At 70.7% G+C, this 17,129-nt stretch carries 14 protein-coding genes; 2 read left to right on the forward strand and 12 right to left on the reverse strand.

Translation table 11 applies throughout. The annotated features are described in order from the left end of the window. Positions 1–55: 55 nt before the first annotated feature. The 7 genes from RG19_RS13530 to RG19_RS13560 form a co-directional block, all read right to left on the reverse strand. Positions 56–1,432, reverse strand: coding sequence for a septal ring lytic transglycosylase RlpA family protein (locus tag RG19_RS13530; protein WP_058835727.1), 1,377 nt, complete (start codon positions 1,430–1,432; stop codon positions 56–58). 26 nt (positions 1,433–1,458) lie between these two features. Then, positions 1,459–2,613 (reverse strand): lytic murein transglycosylase B, encoded by a 1,155-nt coding sequence (gene mltB, locus RG19_RS13535; protein WP_058835728.1) that lies wholly within the window; start codon positions 2,611–2,613, stop codon positions 1,459–1,461. Positions 2,614–2,676: 63 nt separating this feature from the next. Beyond that, entirely contained in the window at positions 2,677–3,798 is a 1,122-nt protein-coding gene (rodA, locus tag RG19_RS13540; protein WP_058835729.1) for a rod shape-determining protein RodA, read from the reverse strand. A gap of 10 nt (positions 3,799–3,808) precedes the next feature. Beyond that, on the reverse strand, positions 3,809–5,911 hold the full coding sequence (gene mrdA / locus RG19_RS13545) for a penicillin-binding protein 2 (protein WP_058836620.1): 2,103 nt from the start codon (positions 5,909–5,911) through the stop codon (positions 3,809–3,811). Positions 5,912–5,915: 4 nt separating this feature from the next. Next, complete coding sequence (gene mreD, locus RG19_RS13550) at positions 5,916–6,401, reverse strand: rod shape-determining protein MreD (protein WP_058835730.1); 486 nt, start codon at positions 6,399–6,401, stop codon at positions 5,916–5,918. Next, complete coding sequence (gene mreC / locus RG19_RS13555) at positions 6,398–7,357, reverse strand: rod shape-determining protein MreC (RefSeq protein WP_238376646.1); 960 nt, start codon at positions 7,355–7,357, stop codon at positions 6,398–6,400. Before mreC ends, mreD begins: the two co-directional genes overlap by 4 nt. Before the next feature lie 273 nt (positions 7,358–7,630). Next, positions 7,631–8,674, reverse strand: a complete 1,044-nt coding sequence (locus tag RG19_RS13560) for a rod shape-determining protein (protein WP_058835732.1) — start codon at positions 8,672–8,674, stop codon at positions 7,631–7,633. Positions 8,675–8,924: 250 nt separating this feature from the next. On the opposite strand from RG19_RS13560, the gene RG19_RS13565 reads away from it, so the two are divergent. Beyond that, positions 8,925–9,860 carry a carbohydrate kinase family protein gene (locus RG19_RS13565; protein WP_058835733.1) on the forward strand — a complete coding sequence of 312 codons (936 nt, stop codon included), beginning with the start codon at positions 8,925–8,927 and terminating at the stop codon, positions 9,858–9,860. A gap of 88 nt (positions 9,861–9,948) precedes the next feature. Here RG19_RS13565 and RG19_RS13570 read toward each other — a convergent pair whose 3' ends face one another. The 4 genes from RG19_RS13570 to ubiE form a co-directional block, all read right to left on the reverse strand. Further along, positions 9,949–10,914: a peptidoglycan-binding protein gene (locus RG19_RS13570; RefSeq protein WP_058835734.1), complete on the reverse strand. Its 966-nt coding sequence runs from the start codon at positions 10,912–10,914 to the stop codon at positions 9,949–9,951. Between the two features lie 133 nt (positions 10,915–11,047). Next, positions 11,048–11,770: a hypothetical protein gene (locus RG19_RS13575; protein WP_058835735.1), complete on the reverse strand. Its 723-nt coding sequence runs from the start codon at positions 11,768–11,770 to the stop codon at positions 11,048–11,050. A 285-nt stretch (positions 11,771–12,055) separates the two neighbouring features. Then, positions 12,056–14,017 (reverse strand): M1 family metallopeptidase, encoded by a 1,962-nt coding sequence (locus RG19_RS13580; RefSeq protein WP_058835736.1) that lies wholly within the window; start codon positions 14,015–14,017, stop codon positions 12,056–12,058. A gap of 212 nt (positions 14,018–14,229) precedes the next feature. Next, positions 14,230–14,988, reverse strand: a complete 759-nt coding sequence (ubiE, locus tag RG19_RS13585) for a bifunctional demethylmenaquinone methyltransferase/2-methoxy-6-polyprenyl-1,4-benzoquinol methylase UbiE (RefSeq protein WP_058835737.1) — start codon at positions 14,986–14,988, stop codon at positions 14,230–14,232. 196 nt (positions 14,989–15,184) lie between these two features. Here ubiE and RG19_RS13590 point away from each other — a divergent pair, with 196 nt between their 5' ends. Further along, the gene (locus tag RG19_RS13590) at positions 15,185–15,667 is read left to right on the forward strand and encodes a nucleoside deaminase (RefSeq protein ID WP_058835738.1); all 483 of its coding nucleotides are present in this window, start codon (positions 15,185–15,187) and stop codon (positions 15,665–15,667) included. Between the two features lie 61 nt (positions 15,668–15,728). Here RG19_RS13590 and RG19_RS13595 read toward each other — a convergent pair whose 3' ends face one another. Further along, positions 15,729–17,072 carry an acyltransferase family protein gene (locus RG19_RS13595; protein ID WP_157515276.1) on the reverse strand — a complete coding sequence of 448 codons (1,344 nt, stop codon included), beginning with the start codon at positions 17,070–17,072 and terminating at the stop codon, positions 15,729–15,731. Positions 17,073–17,129 lie beyond the last annotated feature (57 nt).

A 17,129-nucleotide genomic window follows, 5' to 3' on the forward strand; every position in this document is an offset into this window, starting at 1 on the left:
GGCGGGCGGCCGCACGGGCCGCTCAGGACGAAACGGAAGGGCGAAGGCGGGAAGTCTAATCGCGAACGATCTGCGGCTGCCCGAATCCCAGACCCGCGACACGGGCCCCGAGTTCCGCGGCACGCTCCTGGGCCACTGGCCCGACCCGCAATCGCCAGACCGGCTTGCCGGCGGACTGGCCTTCGACCACCTGCGCTTCCGACACCCCTGCGCCCTGCAGCCGCGACAGTGCGCGCTGCGCGTTGTCGCGGGTCCCGAATGCCGCCACCTGCAGCGTCACGCCGGCGGCGACGGGGGCTGCAGCGGGTGCGGGCGCGGGTGCCGCAACAGGCGCCAGCGGCTCGGAGGTCACCGGCCCCGTGGACGACGGTGCGCCCACCGTGGCCGGCGCAGGGCCGGTGTCCTGCTGCGCGGCCGGGGCCGTGCGCACCGGCGCGGGCGCGGCGACGGAGGCGCCGTCCTCCACCCGGATCTGGCGCGCACGCGTCCAGGCCTCGAATTCGGCCGCGCTCATCGTCTGGCCTTCACGGCTGCCGTCGAACCGCCAGTCGCCCGCCGCAGGCGGATCGCCGGTCGTCGCAGCGGCCTCGGCGGTCGGCGGCGGCCGGTCGCCGGCGTGGGCCGCTCCGATCGGCAGTGCCGAGACCACACGGTCCATCGGGCTCGGTGTCGCGGGCGCCGAGACGGGTGCGGCCGTCGGCGTACTCGCCACCGCCGCCACGACGGGCGCGGTGGCGGGCGTCGAGCGGCCCGAGCGTCGGGCGTAACGGCCGCCTTGATGGTGGGCGTTCTCGCCGGGGCTGAGCGCGTCGACCTGGACCTGCGCGGTCCCGGCGTTGTGCATGTCGAGCTTCACCGCCGCCGCCCAGCTCAGGTCGACCACACGCCCTTCGTGGAACGGGCCGCGGTCGTTGACCCGCACCACCACCGAGCGGCCGTTCTCCAGGTTGGTCACCCGGGCGAAGCTCGGCAGCGGCAGCGACTTGTGCGCGGCGGTGAAGGCGTACATGTCGTACACCTCCAGGTTGGACGTGCGCCGCCCGTGGAACTTGTTGCCGTAGAACGACGCACGGCCCTGCTCGCTGAAATCGGTGTGGTCGTCGAGCACGTGATAGCTCTTGCCGAGCACCTGGTAGGGCGAGCGGTTGCCGTAGGCCGAGCGCGGCTCGTCGACGACTTCCGGCTCCGGAATCGCATCCACGTCGGGGATGTAGTCCGGCGCGCTGTCCTGGATGTGTGGCGCGTACAGTCCACCGGCCACATAGTCGCCGCGTTTGCTGAGGTCTTCCTGCGCCGCGGCGTACGGCGAGCGCCGCGACTGCGACGCACGAGCGCCCCCGTGCGCACTCGCGGGCGGGGCGCGATGCCCGGCGGTGTGGCCGGGCGGACCGGCGTCGCGCTTGGGTGCGCCGCTGCAGGCCGCCAGCAGCATCACGGCACCTGTCGCGGCGACCCACCTCACGGCGAGCCGACCCCGGCGCGGATCGCCTGTGCGAGCTGGTGCACGGCGAGCGAATACATCGGCGAGCGGTTGTAGCGGGTGATTACGTAGAAGTTACGGTAACCGAGCCAGTACTCCTGGCCCGCATCGCCGTCGAAGGTGAGCAGGGTCGCACCCTCGGCGACCGGCTCGCCGGCGCGCGGCGTGTAGCCACGCGCGGCCAGCTGCGCCTGCGGATGGACCGGCTCCATGTTCTCCGGGCGGAACTCGTCCGCACCCGGCGCCCGGTCGGCGCGGGCCACCACCGGCGCGCCGCGCTCCCAGCCGTGGACGACGAAGTAGTTGGCGATCGAGGCGAACACGTCGGGCGTATGGGTGAGCAGGTCGCGGCGTCCGTCGCCGTCGCCGTCCTTCGCCCACAGGCGATAGCTGGACGGCATGAACTGGCCCATGCCCATCGCGCCGGCATAGCTGCCCTTGAGCGCCATCACGTCCAGCTGCGGCTCTTCCTCGATCAGCGCGAACAGCTGCGCCAGCTCGCCGGCGAAGAACGGTGCGCGTCGCGGGAAATCGAAGGCCAGCGTGTACAGCGCATCGACCACACGGAAGTTGCCGGTGATGCGGCCGTAGCTGGTCTCCACGCCGATGATCGACACGATGTACTCGGCCGGCACACCGGTCTCGGCGGCCACGCGCTCCAGCGCATCGCGATGCTCGCGATAGAACCGCACGCCGCCGGAAATGCGCTGGTCGTTGACGAAGATCGGACGGTAATCGCGCCAGGGACGCACGGCCTCGGCGGGACGCGAGATCGCGTCGATGATGTTCTGCTTGTACTCGGCGCGCGCCAGGGTGTCGCGGATGCGCTGCGGCGACACACCGTACGTCTGCACGGTGTAGTCGACGAAGTTGGCGATGCGCTGCTCGCGGGGAATCGCAGGATCGGTGACCGACTCGGGCGCGACCGGCCGTTCGGGCGGCTGCGGGACCGGCGGCAGCAGGCCATCGGCGGCGGCTGTCGGCGCAGGCGCGCTCGTCTCCGCGACCGACGGCGGGGCGGCGGCTTCGACGGTGGGGGGATTGGCCTGGGTCGCACAGGCGACCAAAGCGAGCGGGAGCAGGCAGGCGGCAAGACGGCCGGTGCGTGCGGAATCGTAGGCGCGACGGGTCATCGGCGCGAGGTTAGCACGCGGTTCACGCGCCCCGAACCCCCGCGACATGCGACGTTCAGGCTCTCACGACGCCCGCGGCCGCCGCGCGGTGCCGTGCGCGCGCACCGACATCACCACGCCCATGCCGGCCAGCAGCGACACCGCCGCGGTCCCGCCGTACGACAGCAGCGGCATCGGAACGCCGACCACCGGCAACAGGCCGGAGATCATGCCGCCGTTGACCAGCACGTAGACGAACAGCGACAACCCGAGCGCACCGGCGGCCAGGCGACCGAACCCGTCGCGCGCCTGGGCCGCGATCCACAGGCAACGGCCGATCACGAACAGGTACAGCGACAGCGTGATCATCACCCCGACCCAGCCGAATTCCTCGGCCAGTACGGTGAAGATGAAATCGGTGGTGTGCTCCGGCACGAAGTTCAGATGCGACTGCGTGCCCTGCCCCCAGCCCATGCCCTGCAGGCCGCCCGCGCCGATGGCGATCTTGGACTGGATGATGTTCCAGCCGGCGCCCAGCGGATCCTGCTCCGGATCGAGGAACATCAGCAGGCGGTCCTTCTGGTAGGGCATCAGGAACCAGAACCACGCGACCGGCGCCGCCGCCGCCGCGCCGCCCAGTGCCGCGGCGAACCACCACCACGACAGCCCGGCGAGATACAACACGAAGACGCCGCTGGCGGCCACGAGCACGGCGGTGCCGAGATCCGGCTGCAGCATGATGAGCCCGGTCGGCAATGCGACGATGGCCAGCGTCGCCAGCAGGTTGAGCGGACGCGGCGGCAACGAGCCGAGGTTGAGATACCAGGCCGCCATCATCGGCAGGCTCAGCTTCATCAGCTCCGCGGGTTGCAGGGAGAACACGCCGAGGTTGATCCAGTGCTGGCCGTGCCGGCCGGTGCCGATGAACAGAACGGCGATCAGGGGCACCAGCGAGATCAGGTAGATCAGCGGGGTCAGGCCGCGCAGGGTGATGGTGGGAATGCGCGACAGCACCCACAGTCCCCCGAGGCCCACGCCGTAGCGCAGGGCCTGGGCTTTCATCATGACCTCGCTGTGCCCGCCGGCGCTGTAGAGCACGGCCAGGCCGATGCCCATCAGCGCGCACAGGGCCGCGAGCAGCGGCCAATCGAGCGTGCGGGTCGCACGCTGCAGCAGATCGAGCAGCCAGCGCAGCAGGATTTTCATGGCGCGCCCCTCATGGCACATCCTCCGGCGACGGTGCATCGGGCGATACCGAACTGCGGCGCGGCGGGGGGCCAGCCGCGGGAACAGCGGCGTCCGGTGCGGGCGATCGGGCCGCCGGAGACTCGGATGGCGGCGTGGCGGAAGGCGACGTGCGATCGACCGGCAGCAGCGCAGGCGCGCCGTCGCCGTTGCCCACCGGTGCGAGCTGGTCGGCCGGCGCCGCCGACGCGCCCGCGGCGACCACCGCCTCGCGCGCATCCGCTTCGAGCTCTGGCATCTTGCCGGTCACCCACGCATCGAAGATCTTGCGGGCGATCGGCGCGGCGGTGGTGCCGCCGTAGCCGCCGTGTTCGACCACCACCGCCAGCGCGATGGTCGGGTTCTCGGCCGGCGCGTAGCCGACGAACAGCGCCTGATGGCGCAAGTGATACGGCAAGGTGCGCGGATCGAGGCTGACGTTGCCGCGGCGACTGATGCGCTGCGCGGTGCCGGTCTTGCCCGCCATCCGGTACTCGGCGCCGCGGGCCATGGCGGTCGCGGTGCCGCGGCCGTGAATGGTCGTCTCCATGCCCTCCTGCACCGCGCGTATGTTGTCCGGGTTTTCGGTGATCCGCGGCGCCGGCGCCGGCGGCAGCATGCGCCAGGGCTGGTCGTAACCGTCCTTGCGTTCGGCGACCACCCGCAACGGATGCAGGTCGCCGCCGTTGGCGACGGCGGCGGTCGCCCGCGCCAGCTGCAGCGCGGTGGCGATCCAGTAGCCCTGGCCGATACCGGCGATCACGGTCTCGCCCGCATACCAGGGCTCGCGGCTGCGGCTGGCCTTGAACGCCGGCGACGGCACCACGCCGGCGTTCTCGCCGACGAGGTCGATTCCGGTCGGCTGGCCGAATCCGTATCGCGTCATGTAATCGGCGAAACGCTCGATGCCCATGTCGTAGGCGAGCTTGTAGTAGTAGAAGTTGATCGAGCGCGCGATGGAATCGCGCAAATCGGTCCAGCCGGCGCCGGGCGCGGCGTCGCGGTAGCCGCGGCGCTGCCCGGGGATGAAGAATTCGCCGGTGGAGAACACCCCGTCCGACGGACGCCGCATGCCGCTGTCGACACCGGCCAGGGCGATGAACGGTTTCACCGTCGAACCCGGCGGGCCGCCGCCCAGCACGTTTCGGTTGAACAGCGGACGCGCGGGGTCGTCCATCAACGCGCGGTAGTCGATGTGCGAGATGCCGTTGACGAACAGGTTGGGATCGAAGCTCGGCAGGCTGACCATGCCCAGGATCTGTCCCGTGTCCGGATCGACCGCCACCGCCGAACCCTGCAGCTCGCCGAAGGCCCGCACCATCGCCTGTTGCAGATCCAGATCCACGCTCAGGCGCAGGTCGGCGCCGGCCACCGCCGGCACCCGGCCCAACGTCGCCAGCGCGCGGCCTTCGACGTTGGTCTCCACCTGCTCGTAGCCGAGCACGCCGCGAAGGCCTTCCTCGTAGGACCGCTCGATGCCGGTGCGTCCGGTGTGCGGGAACAGCACGTGGTTGGCGCCGTAGCGCTCGACGTCGCTCTCGTCGGTGCGCCCCACGTAGCCGATGACGTGGGCGAACAGCGGGCCGTAGGGATAGCGCCGGTTGAGATACGGCACGACCTCGACGCCGGGAAAGCGCCAGCGGTCGACCGCGAACTGCGCCGCCTCGTCCTCGGTGACGCGCAACTTGAGCGTCAGCGCGCGAAAGCCGCGATTGACCCGACGCTCCTCCCGGAACCGCGCCACATCGACGGGATCGAGATCGAAGATCCCGCCGAGCCCGGCCAGCAGGCGATCAATGTCGCCGGCATCCTCGGGCGTCACCTCGAGGCGATAGGCGGGCACGTTGTCGGCCAGGATGCGGCCGTGCCGGTCGTAGATCAGGCCGCGTCCCGGCACCACCGGCCGCGGCTTGATGCGGTTGGCCTCGGAACGGCGCATGTAATCGCCGTGCTCGATGACCTGCAGTTTGAAGTACCAGCCCGCCAGCCCGCCCAGCGCCAGCAGCACGCCGGCGAAGCCGACCAACGCGCGGCGGCGAAACTGGTCCGCCTCCGCGGCCGGATTGCGGACCCGGCGCTGGCGGCGCGCGGCCATCATCTCAGCTGCCCTTCCTGCGGTTGAGCCGCAGCGAATCCATCAGCACGAACAGCGGCGGCCACAGCAGCATGCCGATCAACGGCGCGAGCCAATAGGTCCAGGGCAGTTGCGGCACGCCCAGCGCCAGATGCAGCGCCGCGTTGACCACGCGATCGTTGAGCAGCAGGCCGCCGATGGCCAGGGCCTGCTGCGGCACGGGGAAGAAGCGCATCTGGGTCCGGAAGCGCTGCAGGATGAAGGCGAGGATGGTCAGCCGCAGCGCCTGCTCGCCCAGCAGGCTGCCGAACGCGAGGTCGGCCACCAGGCCGACGCCGAACGCGAAGCCGAGACCGAGCCGGTCGTCGCCCTCCATCACCCAGTAGGCCACGACCAGCGCCAGCCAGTACGGACGCAACGGCTGCAGCGTCTCGGGCAGCGGGAGCAAGCCCAACAGCAGCCCCAGCAACACGCTGACCGGCAGCACCCAGTTGTTGCGGGTGCGCCTCATGTTGCGGGCTCCGCGGGCGCAGCGGGCGGGTCAGCGGGCGCCGGCACCGCGAGCGCGGCGGCGGCGGCCTCGACCGCGTCGGCGGGGCGGCCGCGTTCCATGCGGGTGCCGATGGCGGTCTCGCCCGCGTCGGTCGCGCGGGCCACGCGCGGCAATGCCGCCCGTGCCTCACGCAGCAGCAGCACGTCGCGACCGCGATCGATCTGCGCGGCCGGCACCACGTCGCCGAGCAGGAATGCGCGGCTGTCGTCGGGGGCCAGCGCGGCGATCGTGCCGACCGGGAATCCAGGCGGGAAGCGACCACCCAGGCCGGACGTCACCAGCGCATCGCCCTCTTCCACGTCGCTCGACAACGGCACGTTGGGCAGGCGCAACAGGTCGCCGCGTCCCTGGCCGTACACGACCAGGCGGACACCGGTGCGTGCGACCTCGACCGGGATGGCATGGTCCGGATCGGTCAACAGCAGCACGGTCGAGGTGGTCTGCGTGGCGGCGATGATCTGACCGAGCACGCCCCCCGCATCGATCGCACTCTGGCCGATGCGCACCCCGTCGCGGGTGCCCGCGCGCAGGGTGAGGCGCTGGCGGCTGGGGTCGAGATCGATGTCGAGGATCGGCGCCAGCTGCACATCCATGCGGCCGCCGTCGGTGGCCTCGAGCATCGCGCGCAGGCGCTGGTTCTCGGCCGCCGCCGCCTGCAGCCGCGCCATCCGCGCATTGACCACCAGCAACTCGTTGCGCAGACGATGGTTGTCTTCGGCCAGCAGGCTGCGGGTCACCGCATCCTCGCGCACGCTGCGTCCCAGCCGCGACGGCAACCCCGCCAGCCACCACAGCGGCTGCATCGCGATGCTGGCCTGGGCGCGCACCTGCGCCAGCCATTCTCCGCGGTGGTCGGCGACCACCAGGCTCAGGGAAATCGCGAGGTACGCCAGCAACCGGAGCGTGCCGGCCACATCGCCTTTTCGCGCTGCGGAATTGCTGGCGTAGGACACCCCAGGATTACCCGAATTCACCGAAGAAATAGAAACCAACCATCACCACGACGGTGCCCGAAGCGACACCCGCATGGTACCCACGCCCCTCCCCTGCATGCGGGGGAGGGGTTGGGGTGGGGGGCACGACGCGCGGCAACGCATTCCCTCACCCCGCCCCTCTTTCCGGCAACGCGCGGAAGAGCAGCTCGACCACCGTCCGGCACGCCAAAGCAGCGGCCCGGACCGCTCGACTCACTCCGCGGTGAAGAACTCGTTGCCGTGCATGTCCAACAGCTCCAGCGCACGCCCGCCGCCCCGCGCCACGCAGGTCAGCGGGTCCTCCGCGACCTGCACGTGCAGGCCGGTCTCCTCGCTGATCAGGCGGTCGAGGTCGCGCAGCAGTGCGCCGCCTCCGGTGAGCACGATGCCACGCTCGGCCACGTCGGCGCACAGTTCGGGCGGGGTCTGCTCCAGCGCCTGCTTGATCGCCTCGACGATGCCCGACAGCGGCTCGCGCAGCGCGTCGAGCACCTCGGTGGAGGTGATCTTGACCATCTTCGGCACGCCTTCGGCCAGGTGGCGACCGGAGACTTCCATCTCGATGGTGCGCTCCTGCGGATAGGCATTGCCGATCTCGAGCTTGATCCGCTCTGCGGTGGACTCGCCGATCAGCATGCCGTGGTTTCGGCGCACGTAGTTGATCACCGACTCGTCGAAGCGGTCGCCGCCGATGCGCACCGACTGCGAGTAGACGATGCCGTTGAGCGCGATCACCGCGACCTCGGTGGTGCCACCGCCGATGTCGACCACCATCGAGCCGCGCGCCTCGGTGACCGGCATGCCGGCGCCGATGGCGGCGGCCATGGGCTCTTCGATCAGCGAGACGTCGCGGGCGCCGGCCTCCAGCGCGGAGTCCTTGATCGCGCGCTTCTCGACCTGGGTCGAACCGCAGGGCACGCAGATCAGCACGCGCGGGCTCGGGCGCAGGAAGCGCGACTTGTGCACCTTCTTGATGAAGTGCTTGAGCATCTCCTCGGTGTAGGTGAAGTCGGCGATGACGCCGTCCTTCATCGGGCGATGCGTGGTGATGTTGCCGGGGGTGCGGCCGAGCATCTGCTTGGCCTCGCTGCCGACGGCGGCGACGGCCTTCTGGCCACCGGCGCGGTCCTGGCGCACGGCGACCACGGACGGCTCGTTGAGCACGATGCCCTGGCCGCGGACGAAGATGAGGGTGTTGGCGGTGCCCAGGTCGATGGACAGGTCGTTGGAGAACAGACCGCGGAACTTTTTGAACATCTGGGAAGGGAATCCGGTCGGGAGGGCGCGACGGGCGCACGACGGGGGAATCGCGCGCGTCAACGGAACGTCAAGATTAGCAAAAAGCGCAGCCGCCAGTGCGGTCCGGATACGGAAAAACCGCACCGTTGCCGGGTTTTTTCCGAATCGGGCGGTTGGACGGGCAGCCCTGGTCCGGCACGGGCGCGGGCCGGACCGCTTCGCGGCCGGTGTACCCTATGCGGCTCTCCGCCTGCACGAGCGCCGACCGATGTCCGTCCTGATCTGTGGATCCCTGGCCTACGACACCATCATGGTGTTCCCCGACCAGTTCAAGAACCACATCCTGCCGGACAAGGTCCACATCCTGAACGTCTCGTTCCTGGTGCCGCGGATGCGCCGTGAATTCGGCGGCTGCGCCGGCAACATCGCCTACAACCTCAAGCTGCTCGGCGGTGAGCCGGTGCCGATGGCGACCGTGGGCCAGGACTTCGCGCCCTACCGCGAATGGTTCGAGGAGATGGACATCCGCCTCGACCAGGTGAAGGTGATCGACGAGTTGTTCACCCCGCAGGCCTTCATCACCACCGACCACGACAACAACCAGATCACCGCGTTCCACCCGGGCGCGATGATGCGCAGCTACGAGAACCACGTGAAGGACGTGAAGGGCGTGACCTTCGGCATCGTCAGCCCGGACGGCCGCGAGGGCATGCTGCAGAACGCGGCGGAATTCGCCGAGGCCGGCATCCCCTTCATCTTCGATCCGGGCCAGGCCATGCCGCTGTTCAACGGCGAGGAGCTGCGCAATTTCATCGATCTGGCCGACTACGTCACGGTCAACGATTACGAATCCAACCTGCTGCAGGAACGCACCGGCTGGAACGAGGCGGAGATCGTCCAGCGGGTCAAGGCGTACATCACCACGCGTGGCCCGAAGGGATCGGATATCCACACGCCCGAGCAGACCTTCCACATCCCGCAGGCGCAGGAGCGCCGGGTGACCGACCCCACCGGCTGCGGCGACGCCTTCCGCGCCGGCCTGATCTTCGGACTGCAGAAGGGCTACGACTGGCAGACCATCGGCCGCATCGGCAATCTGATGGGTGCGCTGAAGGTGGAGCACCCGGGCACGCAGAATCAGCGCTTCGACTACGACGAGTTCGCCGAGCAGTTCCGGCAGCAGTTCGGCTACGTGCTGCGCTGAAACTCGCCTTATCCGCCCCTTCGGGGCATCTTCTCCCGCGCGCGCGGGAGAAGGGATCAGGCACGGCCCGGCCAGGGTGCGAAAACGGTCAACGCACGTTGACGAAACCGTCCTGCGTCTGCCCGCCATTGAGCCGCTGCTGCAACTGCGTGGTGCTCAGGCCGAAGTCCATCTGGAAGTGGGGACGGTCGACGGGGCGGGTCCAGGTGCCGCCCCATTCCAGCCCGAGGTCCTGGCCGATCCGGCCGACCGCGTTCCAGTCCAGATCCCAGCTCACGCCCCCGTTGGGCAACAACTGGACCACGTCGAACGCCAGTCCGTAGTTGTGGTAACTCTGGCCACCGCGCGCATGCGTGACCACCGGGCCCGGCGCGGTGCGCCCCTGGGTGTACAGGGTGTCCTGCTCGGCGAACGTGCGGAAACCGTCGCTGACGCGCAAGGTGATGCCGAGCTCCTGCTCGACCCGGTTGACGAAGGCGGCCGCCGTGGCGCGCACCTCCGGGTGCAGGCCCTGGATGCGCTGTGCGGTGAGCGGATCGGTGACATCGGCGGGTTCGCCGGTGACCGGGGCCACCGGACCCGGTGACGCGGTGGCGACGCGCCCCAGTTCGCCCCAGGTCTTCGGCCCCACGATGCCATCCACCTCCAGACCGCGATCGCCCTGGAACGCCCGCACCGCGGCATCGGTCTGGCTGCCGAAGATGCCGTCGATCACGCCCGGCGCATAGCCACCCCGTTCCAGCCCCTGCTGCAGATCCGCCACCACCGGACCGCGCGCATCGAGCGACAGCCGCGGCGTCGGTCCTTCGGGGTCCACCAGCGCGGGCGCCCGCGACACCGCGCCCTCGGGCAGCGCGATGCGCTGATCCGGATAGACCACGTCGGGGTTGAGGATGTCCGGATTCGCATCGCGCATCGCCTGCAGGCTCACCGCGTAATCGCGGGCGATGGTGGACAGCGTTTCGCCCTGCCGGACCGTATGCGTGGGCAGGTCGGCGGGCGTCGGGTCGCTTTGCGCGCGCGACGGGTCGTTCGAAACGGCGTCGAGGGTCATGGCATCGGTTCCGGCAGCGGAGTCGGGGCCGGGTACCGGCCCGGCCCCTCCCGAGTTTCGGCGGCGGCCCGCCTGCCGGCAGCTGGGGACAACCCTAAGCCGCCGCGACGCCGATCACAGTTCCGGGTGCCGCTCAGTCCCAGCCCGGCATCCGCGCGCGGTCCAGGCCGCCGACCTCGAACACCGCGGTGCGGTTGCCGCCGGCGCTGACCGGGAACTCGATGCTCAGGGTCTTCGCGTCGCGGATGGCCGCCCACAGCGCGGCCTCGTCGTTGACGAACATCGCGATGGCCTCGTCGGTCCTGGGCCGGTTGGCCGCCATCCGGCGCGCGTCGCCGTCCACGGTCACGTTCACCCGGCACTGCCCGTAGCAGTCGAAGTCGCCGGCCTGCAGCACCAGATAGCTGCTGCGGCCCCAGGACGGATGATCGCGGAAGATCAGCTGGACCCGGCGTGCGCCGCTGCCGTCGACATCCACCCGCTCGCGCGCGTCGATCGCCGCCGAGCGCTGCTGGCCGCCCTCCACGGCGATCGCCTGGTAGCTCCACAACGCGGCGGTGCGCGTACTCTCGCGCTCGTCGTCGGCCTTGGCGGTGATGTCGTCGAAGCGCGCGCGCACGCGGTCGGCGGCGTCGGTATCCGGCCAGCGCATGAACAGGACCTCCCCCTGCGCCTTGGCCAGCGCCCAGTTCTCGTCCGCCACCGCCTTGTCGAAGCCGGCCTCGGCCTCGGAGGCCTGCCGCTCGGCGGCCTCCGCGCGCGCTGCCGCCTGCGCCGCCGCCTCGGCCTCCCGATCACTGCAGCCGGTGAGCGCGAATGCGAGCGCCAATGCGATCAGGGGCAGTTGTACGGGCATGGCTCGGATCCGAAGGACAGGCCCCCGAGCTTAGCCGTTCGGTCCCGGACCCGTCACGGGCGGACGCGGCGCTGTCGCGTCGGACTCGACGGCCGACGACGTCCCGTGGCGATGCGCGGGCCCCCGGCATCGCCGGCACAGGACGGTCGGCGACCCGGCGGACCGGATCACGAGGCCGTCGTTCGCGCCCGCGAGGCACATCCACGAGCGCCATCGTTCACCTACTGCACCGACTTTCAACGCGCGCCACCACCTCGCCCACCGCGCGGCGGCGCTGCCGCGCGCTCAGCCCGCGTCGGCGGGCGGCTCCGCGGCCGGCGACGTCTCCGGCCTGGCCTGGTCGATGATCCGCTGCACCGCGGCCGCGGTGATCGGATGGTAGGTCGGCCGCGCCTGCGCGAACACCTCGCGCGCCAGCGCCAGGCCCTCCGGGGTCTGCGCCAGGGCCGTGTAGACCGGCATGACCAGCTTCATCCGGCCCACGCTGCGCAGGAATTCGGTCATCGGCTCGAACGCGAGCATGTACGCGCTGCGCACCGCCAGCGGATACCAGCGCATCGCCAGTTCGCCGTTGGGGGTGCCGGTGAACTGGTAGGCGGTGTCGAGCTGCGCCATCTGCTCCAGCGACAGCGTCTCGGGCATGCCCTCCAGGAAATGGATCCACTCCTGCGTGGTCCACTCGCCGGTCAGCTGCTGCGGCGGCAGCTGGGCGCTGCCCAGCCACGCCAGGCGCGCGGAGTCCACCAGCCCCAGCCGCGGCGACAGCACCCGCGGCGCGGACTCCGGAATGCCCGTGCCGTAGATCCAGGCGTCCAGCTCCTCGTCGGTCACGGTGCCCGGATTCGGCGCCAGCAAGTGCTCGCGCGCGTAGTCCACGAACTGCTCGGTGGTGATCGACTGGAACGCGAAGTGGTCGAAGTAACCGCGCAGGAACGGGTCGAACGTCTCGCGGCCGAAGCGCTCCTCGAGGAAGTGCAGGAACCACGCGCCCTTGTCGTAGACCACGCCGCTGAGCGGATCGTCAGGACCGATCTCGGTACCCGGACGCAGCGCCAGCGCCTGCTCGGCATCGGACATGCCGTCGATCTCGCCCTCGAGCGCGTCGCGGGCGATGACGTACTCCATGTCGCTGAATTCCTTGCCGAACAGCGCCTCGACGATGCGGTTCTCGACGTAGCTGGTGACGCCTTCGTTGAGCCAGCCGTGCTTGGGGCTGGCGAAGGTGACCAGGTTGCCCGACCAGCTGTGGGCGAGCTCATGAGCGATCAGCGACACCAGCGACTTGTCGCCCACGATCACGGTCGGGGTGATGAACGACAGGCGCGGATTCTCCATGCCGCCGTACGGGAACGACGGCGGCAGGATCAGCAGGTCATAGCGCTCCCAGCGATACGGGCCGTAGAGCTGCTCGGTGGTTTCGATCATGCGCTCGGTGTCGTCGAACTCGGCCACCGCGCGCTCGATCATCGTCGGCTCGGCCCACACGCCGGCGCGGTCGGAAATCGCCTCGAACACCAGGTCGCCGGCCGCGATCGCCATCAGGTACGAGGGAATGCGCTGCGGCATGGTGAACGTGTACGTGCCGTCGCGCTGGGCGTCGGGCGCGTTGTCGGCACTCATGAGCACCATCACGTCCGGGCGCGTGCGCACCGTGGCGGTGTAGGTGTAACGCACTGCGGGGGTGTCCTGCAGCGGCACCCAGCTGCGCGCGTGGATCTGCTGCGACTGGCTGAACATGAAGGGCAGAATGCCGCCTTCGGTCATCTCCGGAGTCAGCCATTGCAGGCCGGACGCCTGGGGCGAGGTGCGGTAGGTCACGCGCACCCGGGTGTCGCGCTCGGGTGTCTGGACGACGAGCCGGCTGCCGAGGGTGGCGTGGGCGTCGTCGAGTGCGAATGCCAGTGCGTGCCACTGGCCGTCGCGCTCGCCCTCGACACGCTCGATGGTCAGGTCGCGGGTATCCAGGACCAGGGTGTCGGCGCTGTCGTCGCGCCAGGCGAGCGTGTAGGTCGCGGTTCCGGCCAGGGTGCGGGTGTCGAAGTCCAGATCGAGATCCAGCGCGAGATCGTCGATGACGACCTTGTCCGGCTCGGCATAGGAGTGCTCGTCACGGTCTGCGGTCACGGGCGTGTCCTGGGTCGGCGCCGGGCCCGGCGCAGTGGGGTCGGGGCTGGGCTGGCGATTGCAGGCGGCCAGGGTCAGGGCGGCCAGGGCCAGCACACAGGCGACGGTCCGGAACGAGCGCATCGGGCGACATCCGTACAAGGGGAAGCGGCCATTCTAGCGCCGCATGGCCCGACCTCCAGCCATCGGCAGGCGGGATCACACGCCACGCGGGCGTATCGCCGGAAGCGGCAAGGTGCGCGGCGGGACGGACGCGCGCGCCGTCGGCGAGGGGCGCCACGACAGGCCGCCGCCTGCACGACGCACGCGGGTGCGGGCGCGAAGGCCCGCGACCGTCAGGCCCTGTAGCCGTCGTGGATGGCGACGATGCCACCGGAGAGGTTGCGGTAGCGCGGACGGTCGAAGCCGGCCTCGGCCATCATCGCCTTGAGCGCGTCCTGCGGCGGGTGCTTGCGGATCGATTCCGAGAGGTAGCGATAACTGTCGGCATCGTTGGCGAACAACCTGCCCAGCCGCGGCATCACCTGGAAGGAATGGAAGTCGTACAAGGGGCGGAACCATTCCGGCTTCACTTCGGAGAACTCCAGCACCCGCGCCTGCCCGCCGACCTTCAGCACCCGGCGCATCTCCCGCAGCGCGGCGTCCTTGTCGGTCACGTTGCGCAGGCCGAACGCGATGGTGACCAGATCGAAGCTGGCGTCCGGAAACGGCAGTGCCTCGGCGTTGCACTGCACGTAGTCCAGTCCGCGGACCACCCCGCGGTCGGTCATGCGGTCGCGACCGACGCGCAGCATCTCGCCGTTGATGTCGCCGAGCACGATGTCGCCGGTCTCGCCCACCCGCGGCTTGAGCAGCGCGGCGATGTCGCCGGTGCCGCCGGCCAGATCCAGTACGCGATCGCCGCGTTTGACCTGCGCGGTGGCGGCGAAATAGCGCTTCCAGACCCGATGGATGCCGAGGCTCATCAGGTCGTTCATCAGGTCGTAGTTGCGCGCGACCGACGAGAACACCTCGCCGACCAGCTTCTGCTTTTCGCCGGTGGGCACGTCGCGGTAGCCGAAATGCGTGGTGCCGGACTTGTCGGATTCGTTCATGCGCCGATTATCGCACCCGTGGCGTGCGCCTGCCGTGGCGGTTGCCGCGCCCTCGCCGGCCACGGACGGGGCCGCCCCACCGGCGACACGGGTCCGCCGCCTTGCGGCGGCTGGACCGCGGCATCGCGATGGCTGCTCCGGCGCCCGATGCCGGGACCATGCAACACTGCGCGTGCCGTCCAATGCTGGATCACCCATGCCCTCCGGTTCCGATCACGTGCCCGCCATCGCCACTCCCGACTACCGCGCCATGCTCGAGGTCGCCGTCGCCGAAGCGCGCCTGGGCCTGGCCGAGGGCGGCATCCCGATCGGCGCGGCCCTGTTCCACCGCGACGGCACCCTGCTCGGCCGTGGCCGCAACCGCCGCGTACAGGAAGGCGACCCGTCCGTGCACGGCGAGACCGACGCCTTCCGCAAGGCCGGCCGTCAGCGCAGCTACCGCGACACGATCATGGTCACCACGCTGTCGCCGTGCTGGTACTGCAGCGGCCTGGTCAGGCAGTTCGGGATCGGCACCGTGGTCATGGGCGAGGCGGACAACTTCCAGGGCGGCCACACCTGGCTGCGCGAGCACGGCGTCGAGGTGATCGACCTGCAGGACGCCGAATGCATCGCGATGCTGGGCGACTGGATCGCCGCCCATCCCGAGGTCTGGCACGAGGATATCGGCGAGGATTGAGCCCCTCGCGGGCGCGGCCTCCGCCCCCCCCCCTGCTCTCACGGCCCGCGGCGCGCGGGCGTCAGCGCGCGCCGGCCCGTGTCGCCGGCGGCTGCGGATGCGCACGCAGCAGCCAGGAGGCCGCCGCCACGCAGACCAGGGCGACGAACGCGCCCGGCGCCGCACCCAGCAACAGGGCGACGGCAAGGCCCGCGAACAACGCCACGCCCCCGCCGACGATGGCGGCCGTCGTCGTCGCTGCCGCCAGGTCGCGCCGACGACGCAGTTCGAAACGCACCGCCGCCCACATCACCGGCGCGAGCGCCACCGCACACAGCAGCAGCCAGCACGCACGCCCCAGCCAGAAGCCGGGCGTCCCCGGATCGCCGGCATCGATCGGCAGTCCGAGCCGCTCCCCCAGCCACGCCGCCGGCAATTCGGCCAGTTTGTGCCACAGGTACAGCGGCATGCCGAGCGCGGCGAGGACGCCGATGATCCGCGGTGCCGGATGCCGGGCGAGGAAGCGCCGGGCGGGCGCTTCGGCCAGCAACACCGCACCGACCTGCAGCCAGACCACCCCGACCAGCGCCAGCGTCGGCGGCAGCATGTTGTTGCCGGCCAGCGCCACGCCCACCATCGCCACCGGATAGCCGCTGGCCATTGCCGCCGCCAGCCACGTCACGCCGAGCGCGAGCAGCACCGCGCCCCCCCGCGCGCCGCCCAGTCGGCCGTTGCGCCAGGCGATACCCAGTTGCTGCGGCAGCAACCACACCGCGAGCAGGTTGATCCAGCCGATCCCGCCGGGGCCGGCCTCCACCCGCGCACCCAGCATCAGCACGTCGCCAGGCGTCCGCACCCCGGCACGCAGCAGGTCGGCCAGTGCCGCGACCACGAGCAGGGCCAGCACCGCCTTCAGGCCGAAGCGTCGGTCCGCCCGCACGCACAGCGGCAGCAGGGCCTGCACCGCCAGCAGCATCACCAGGAACCAGAGATGGATGGTCAGCGAGGTGTTGAACGCATCGAGCAGGCGCCCGCCGGCCACGAGCGCGACCAGGGCCACGCCGGCGAGCACGGCGAGATAGGTGACCGTCGGCCGTGCCAGCGCGAGCGCGCGTGCCACCCACCACTGCCGCTGCGATGTCCGCTCGCCCAAGCGGCGCGCGACGCCATCGGCGCTCACCGCCGCCGAGACGAACACGAACAGCGGCACCACCTGCACCACCCAGGTCAGCGCGCCGGCCAGTTCCCAGGTCCGCAGCAGGTGGTCGGTATCGACCAGGCGCCCGGCCTCCAGACGCGGCAGGGTCGCCATCCAGTGCCCGAACACCACCACCAGCAACGCGATCGCGCGCAGGGCATCGGGATAGAGATCGCGCGCGGGCGCGGCGGGCGCCCGCGCTCGCGCCGGCCCGGTCGCCTCACACATGCCGAACACCCCCGCCGATGCGGCGGCATCGGCCGGACGGCGTGGCGGACGCGCACG

This window comes from Luteimonas abyssi (assembly GCF_001482195.1).
Classification (GTDB): domain Bacteria; phylum Pseudomonadota; class Gammaproteobacteria; order Xanthomonadales; family Xanthomonadaceae; genus Luteimonas; species Luteimonas abyssi.

What these genes read in the sequence shown, in the direction of transcription:
- rodA (WP_058835729.1), bottom strand. Translation starts at nt 3,798, where the DNA reads ATGAAAATCCTGCTGCGCTGGCTGCTCGATCTGCTGCAGCGTGCGACC.
- RG19_RS13590 (WP_058835738.1), top strand. Translation starts at nt 15,185, where the DNA reads ATGCCCTCCGGTTCCGATCACGTGCCCGCCATCGCCACTCCCGACTAC.
- RG19_RS13575 (WP_058835735.1), bottom strand. Translation starts at nt 11,770, where the DNA reads ATGCCCGTACAACTGCCCCTGATCGCATTGGCGCTCGCATTCGCGCTC.
- RG19_RS13595 (WP_157515276.1), bottom strand. Translation starts at nt 17,072, where the DNA reads ATGTGTGAGGCGACCGGGCCGGCGCGAGCGCGGGCGCCCGCCGCGCCC.
- mreD (WP_058835730.1), bottom strand. Translation starts at nt 6,401, where the DNA reads ATGAGGCGCACCCGCAACAACTGGGTGCTGCCGGTCAGCGTGTTGCTG.
- ubiE (WP_058835737.1), bottom strand. Translation starts at nt 14,988, where the DNA reads ATGAACGAATCCGACAAGTCCGGCACCACGCATTTCGGCTACCGCGAC.
- RG19_RS13560 (WP_058835732.1), bottom strand. Translation starts at nt 8,674, where the DNA reads ATGTTCAAAAAGTTCCGCGGTCTGTTCTCCAACGACCTGTCCATCGAC.
- RG19_RS13570 (WP_058835734.1), bottom strand. Translation starts at nt 10,914, where the DNA reads ATGACCCTCGACGCCGTTTCGAACGACCCGTCGCGCGCGCAAAGCGAC.
- mrdA (WP_058836620.1), bottom strand. Translation starts at nt 5,911, where the DNA reads ATGGCCGCGCGCCGCCAGCGCCGGGTCCGCAATCCGGCCGCGGAGGCG.
- RG19_RS13580 (WP_058835736.1), bottom strand. Translation starts at nt 14,017, where the DNA reads ATGCGCTCGTTCCGGACCGTCGCCTGTGTGCTGGCCCTGGCCGCCCTG.
- RG19_RS13565 (WP_058835733.1), top strand. Translation starts at nt 8,925, where the DNA reads ATGTCCGTCCTGATCTGTGGATCCCTGGCCTACGACACCATCATGGTG.
- RG19_RS13530 (WP_058835727.1), bottom strand. Translation starts at nt 1,432, where the DNA reads ATGCTGCTGGCGGCCTGCAGCGGCGCACCCAAGCGCGACGCCGGTCCG.
- mltB (WP_058835728.1), bottom strand. Translation starts at nt 2,613, where the DNA reads ATGACCCGTCGCGCCTACGATTCCGCACGCACCGGCCGTCTTGCCGCC.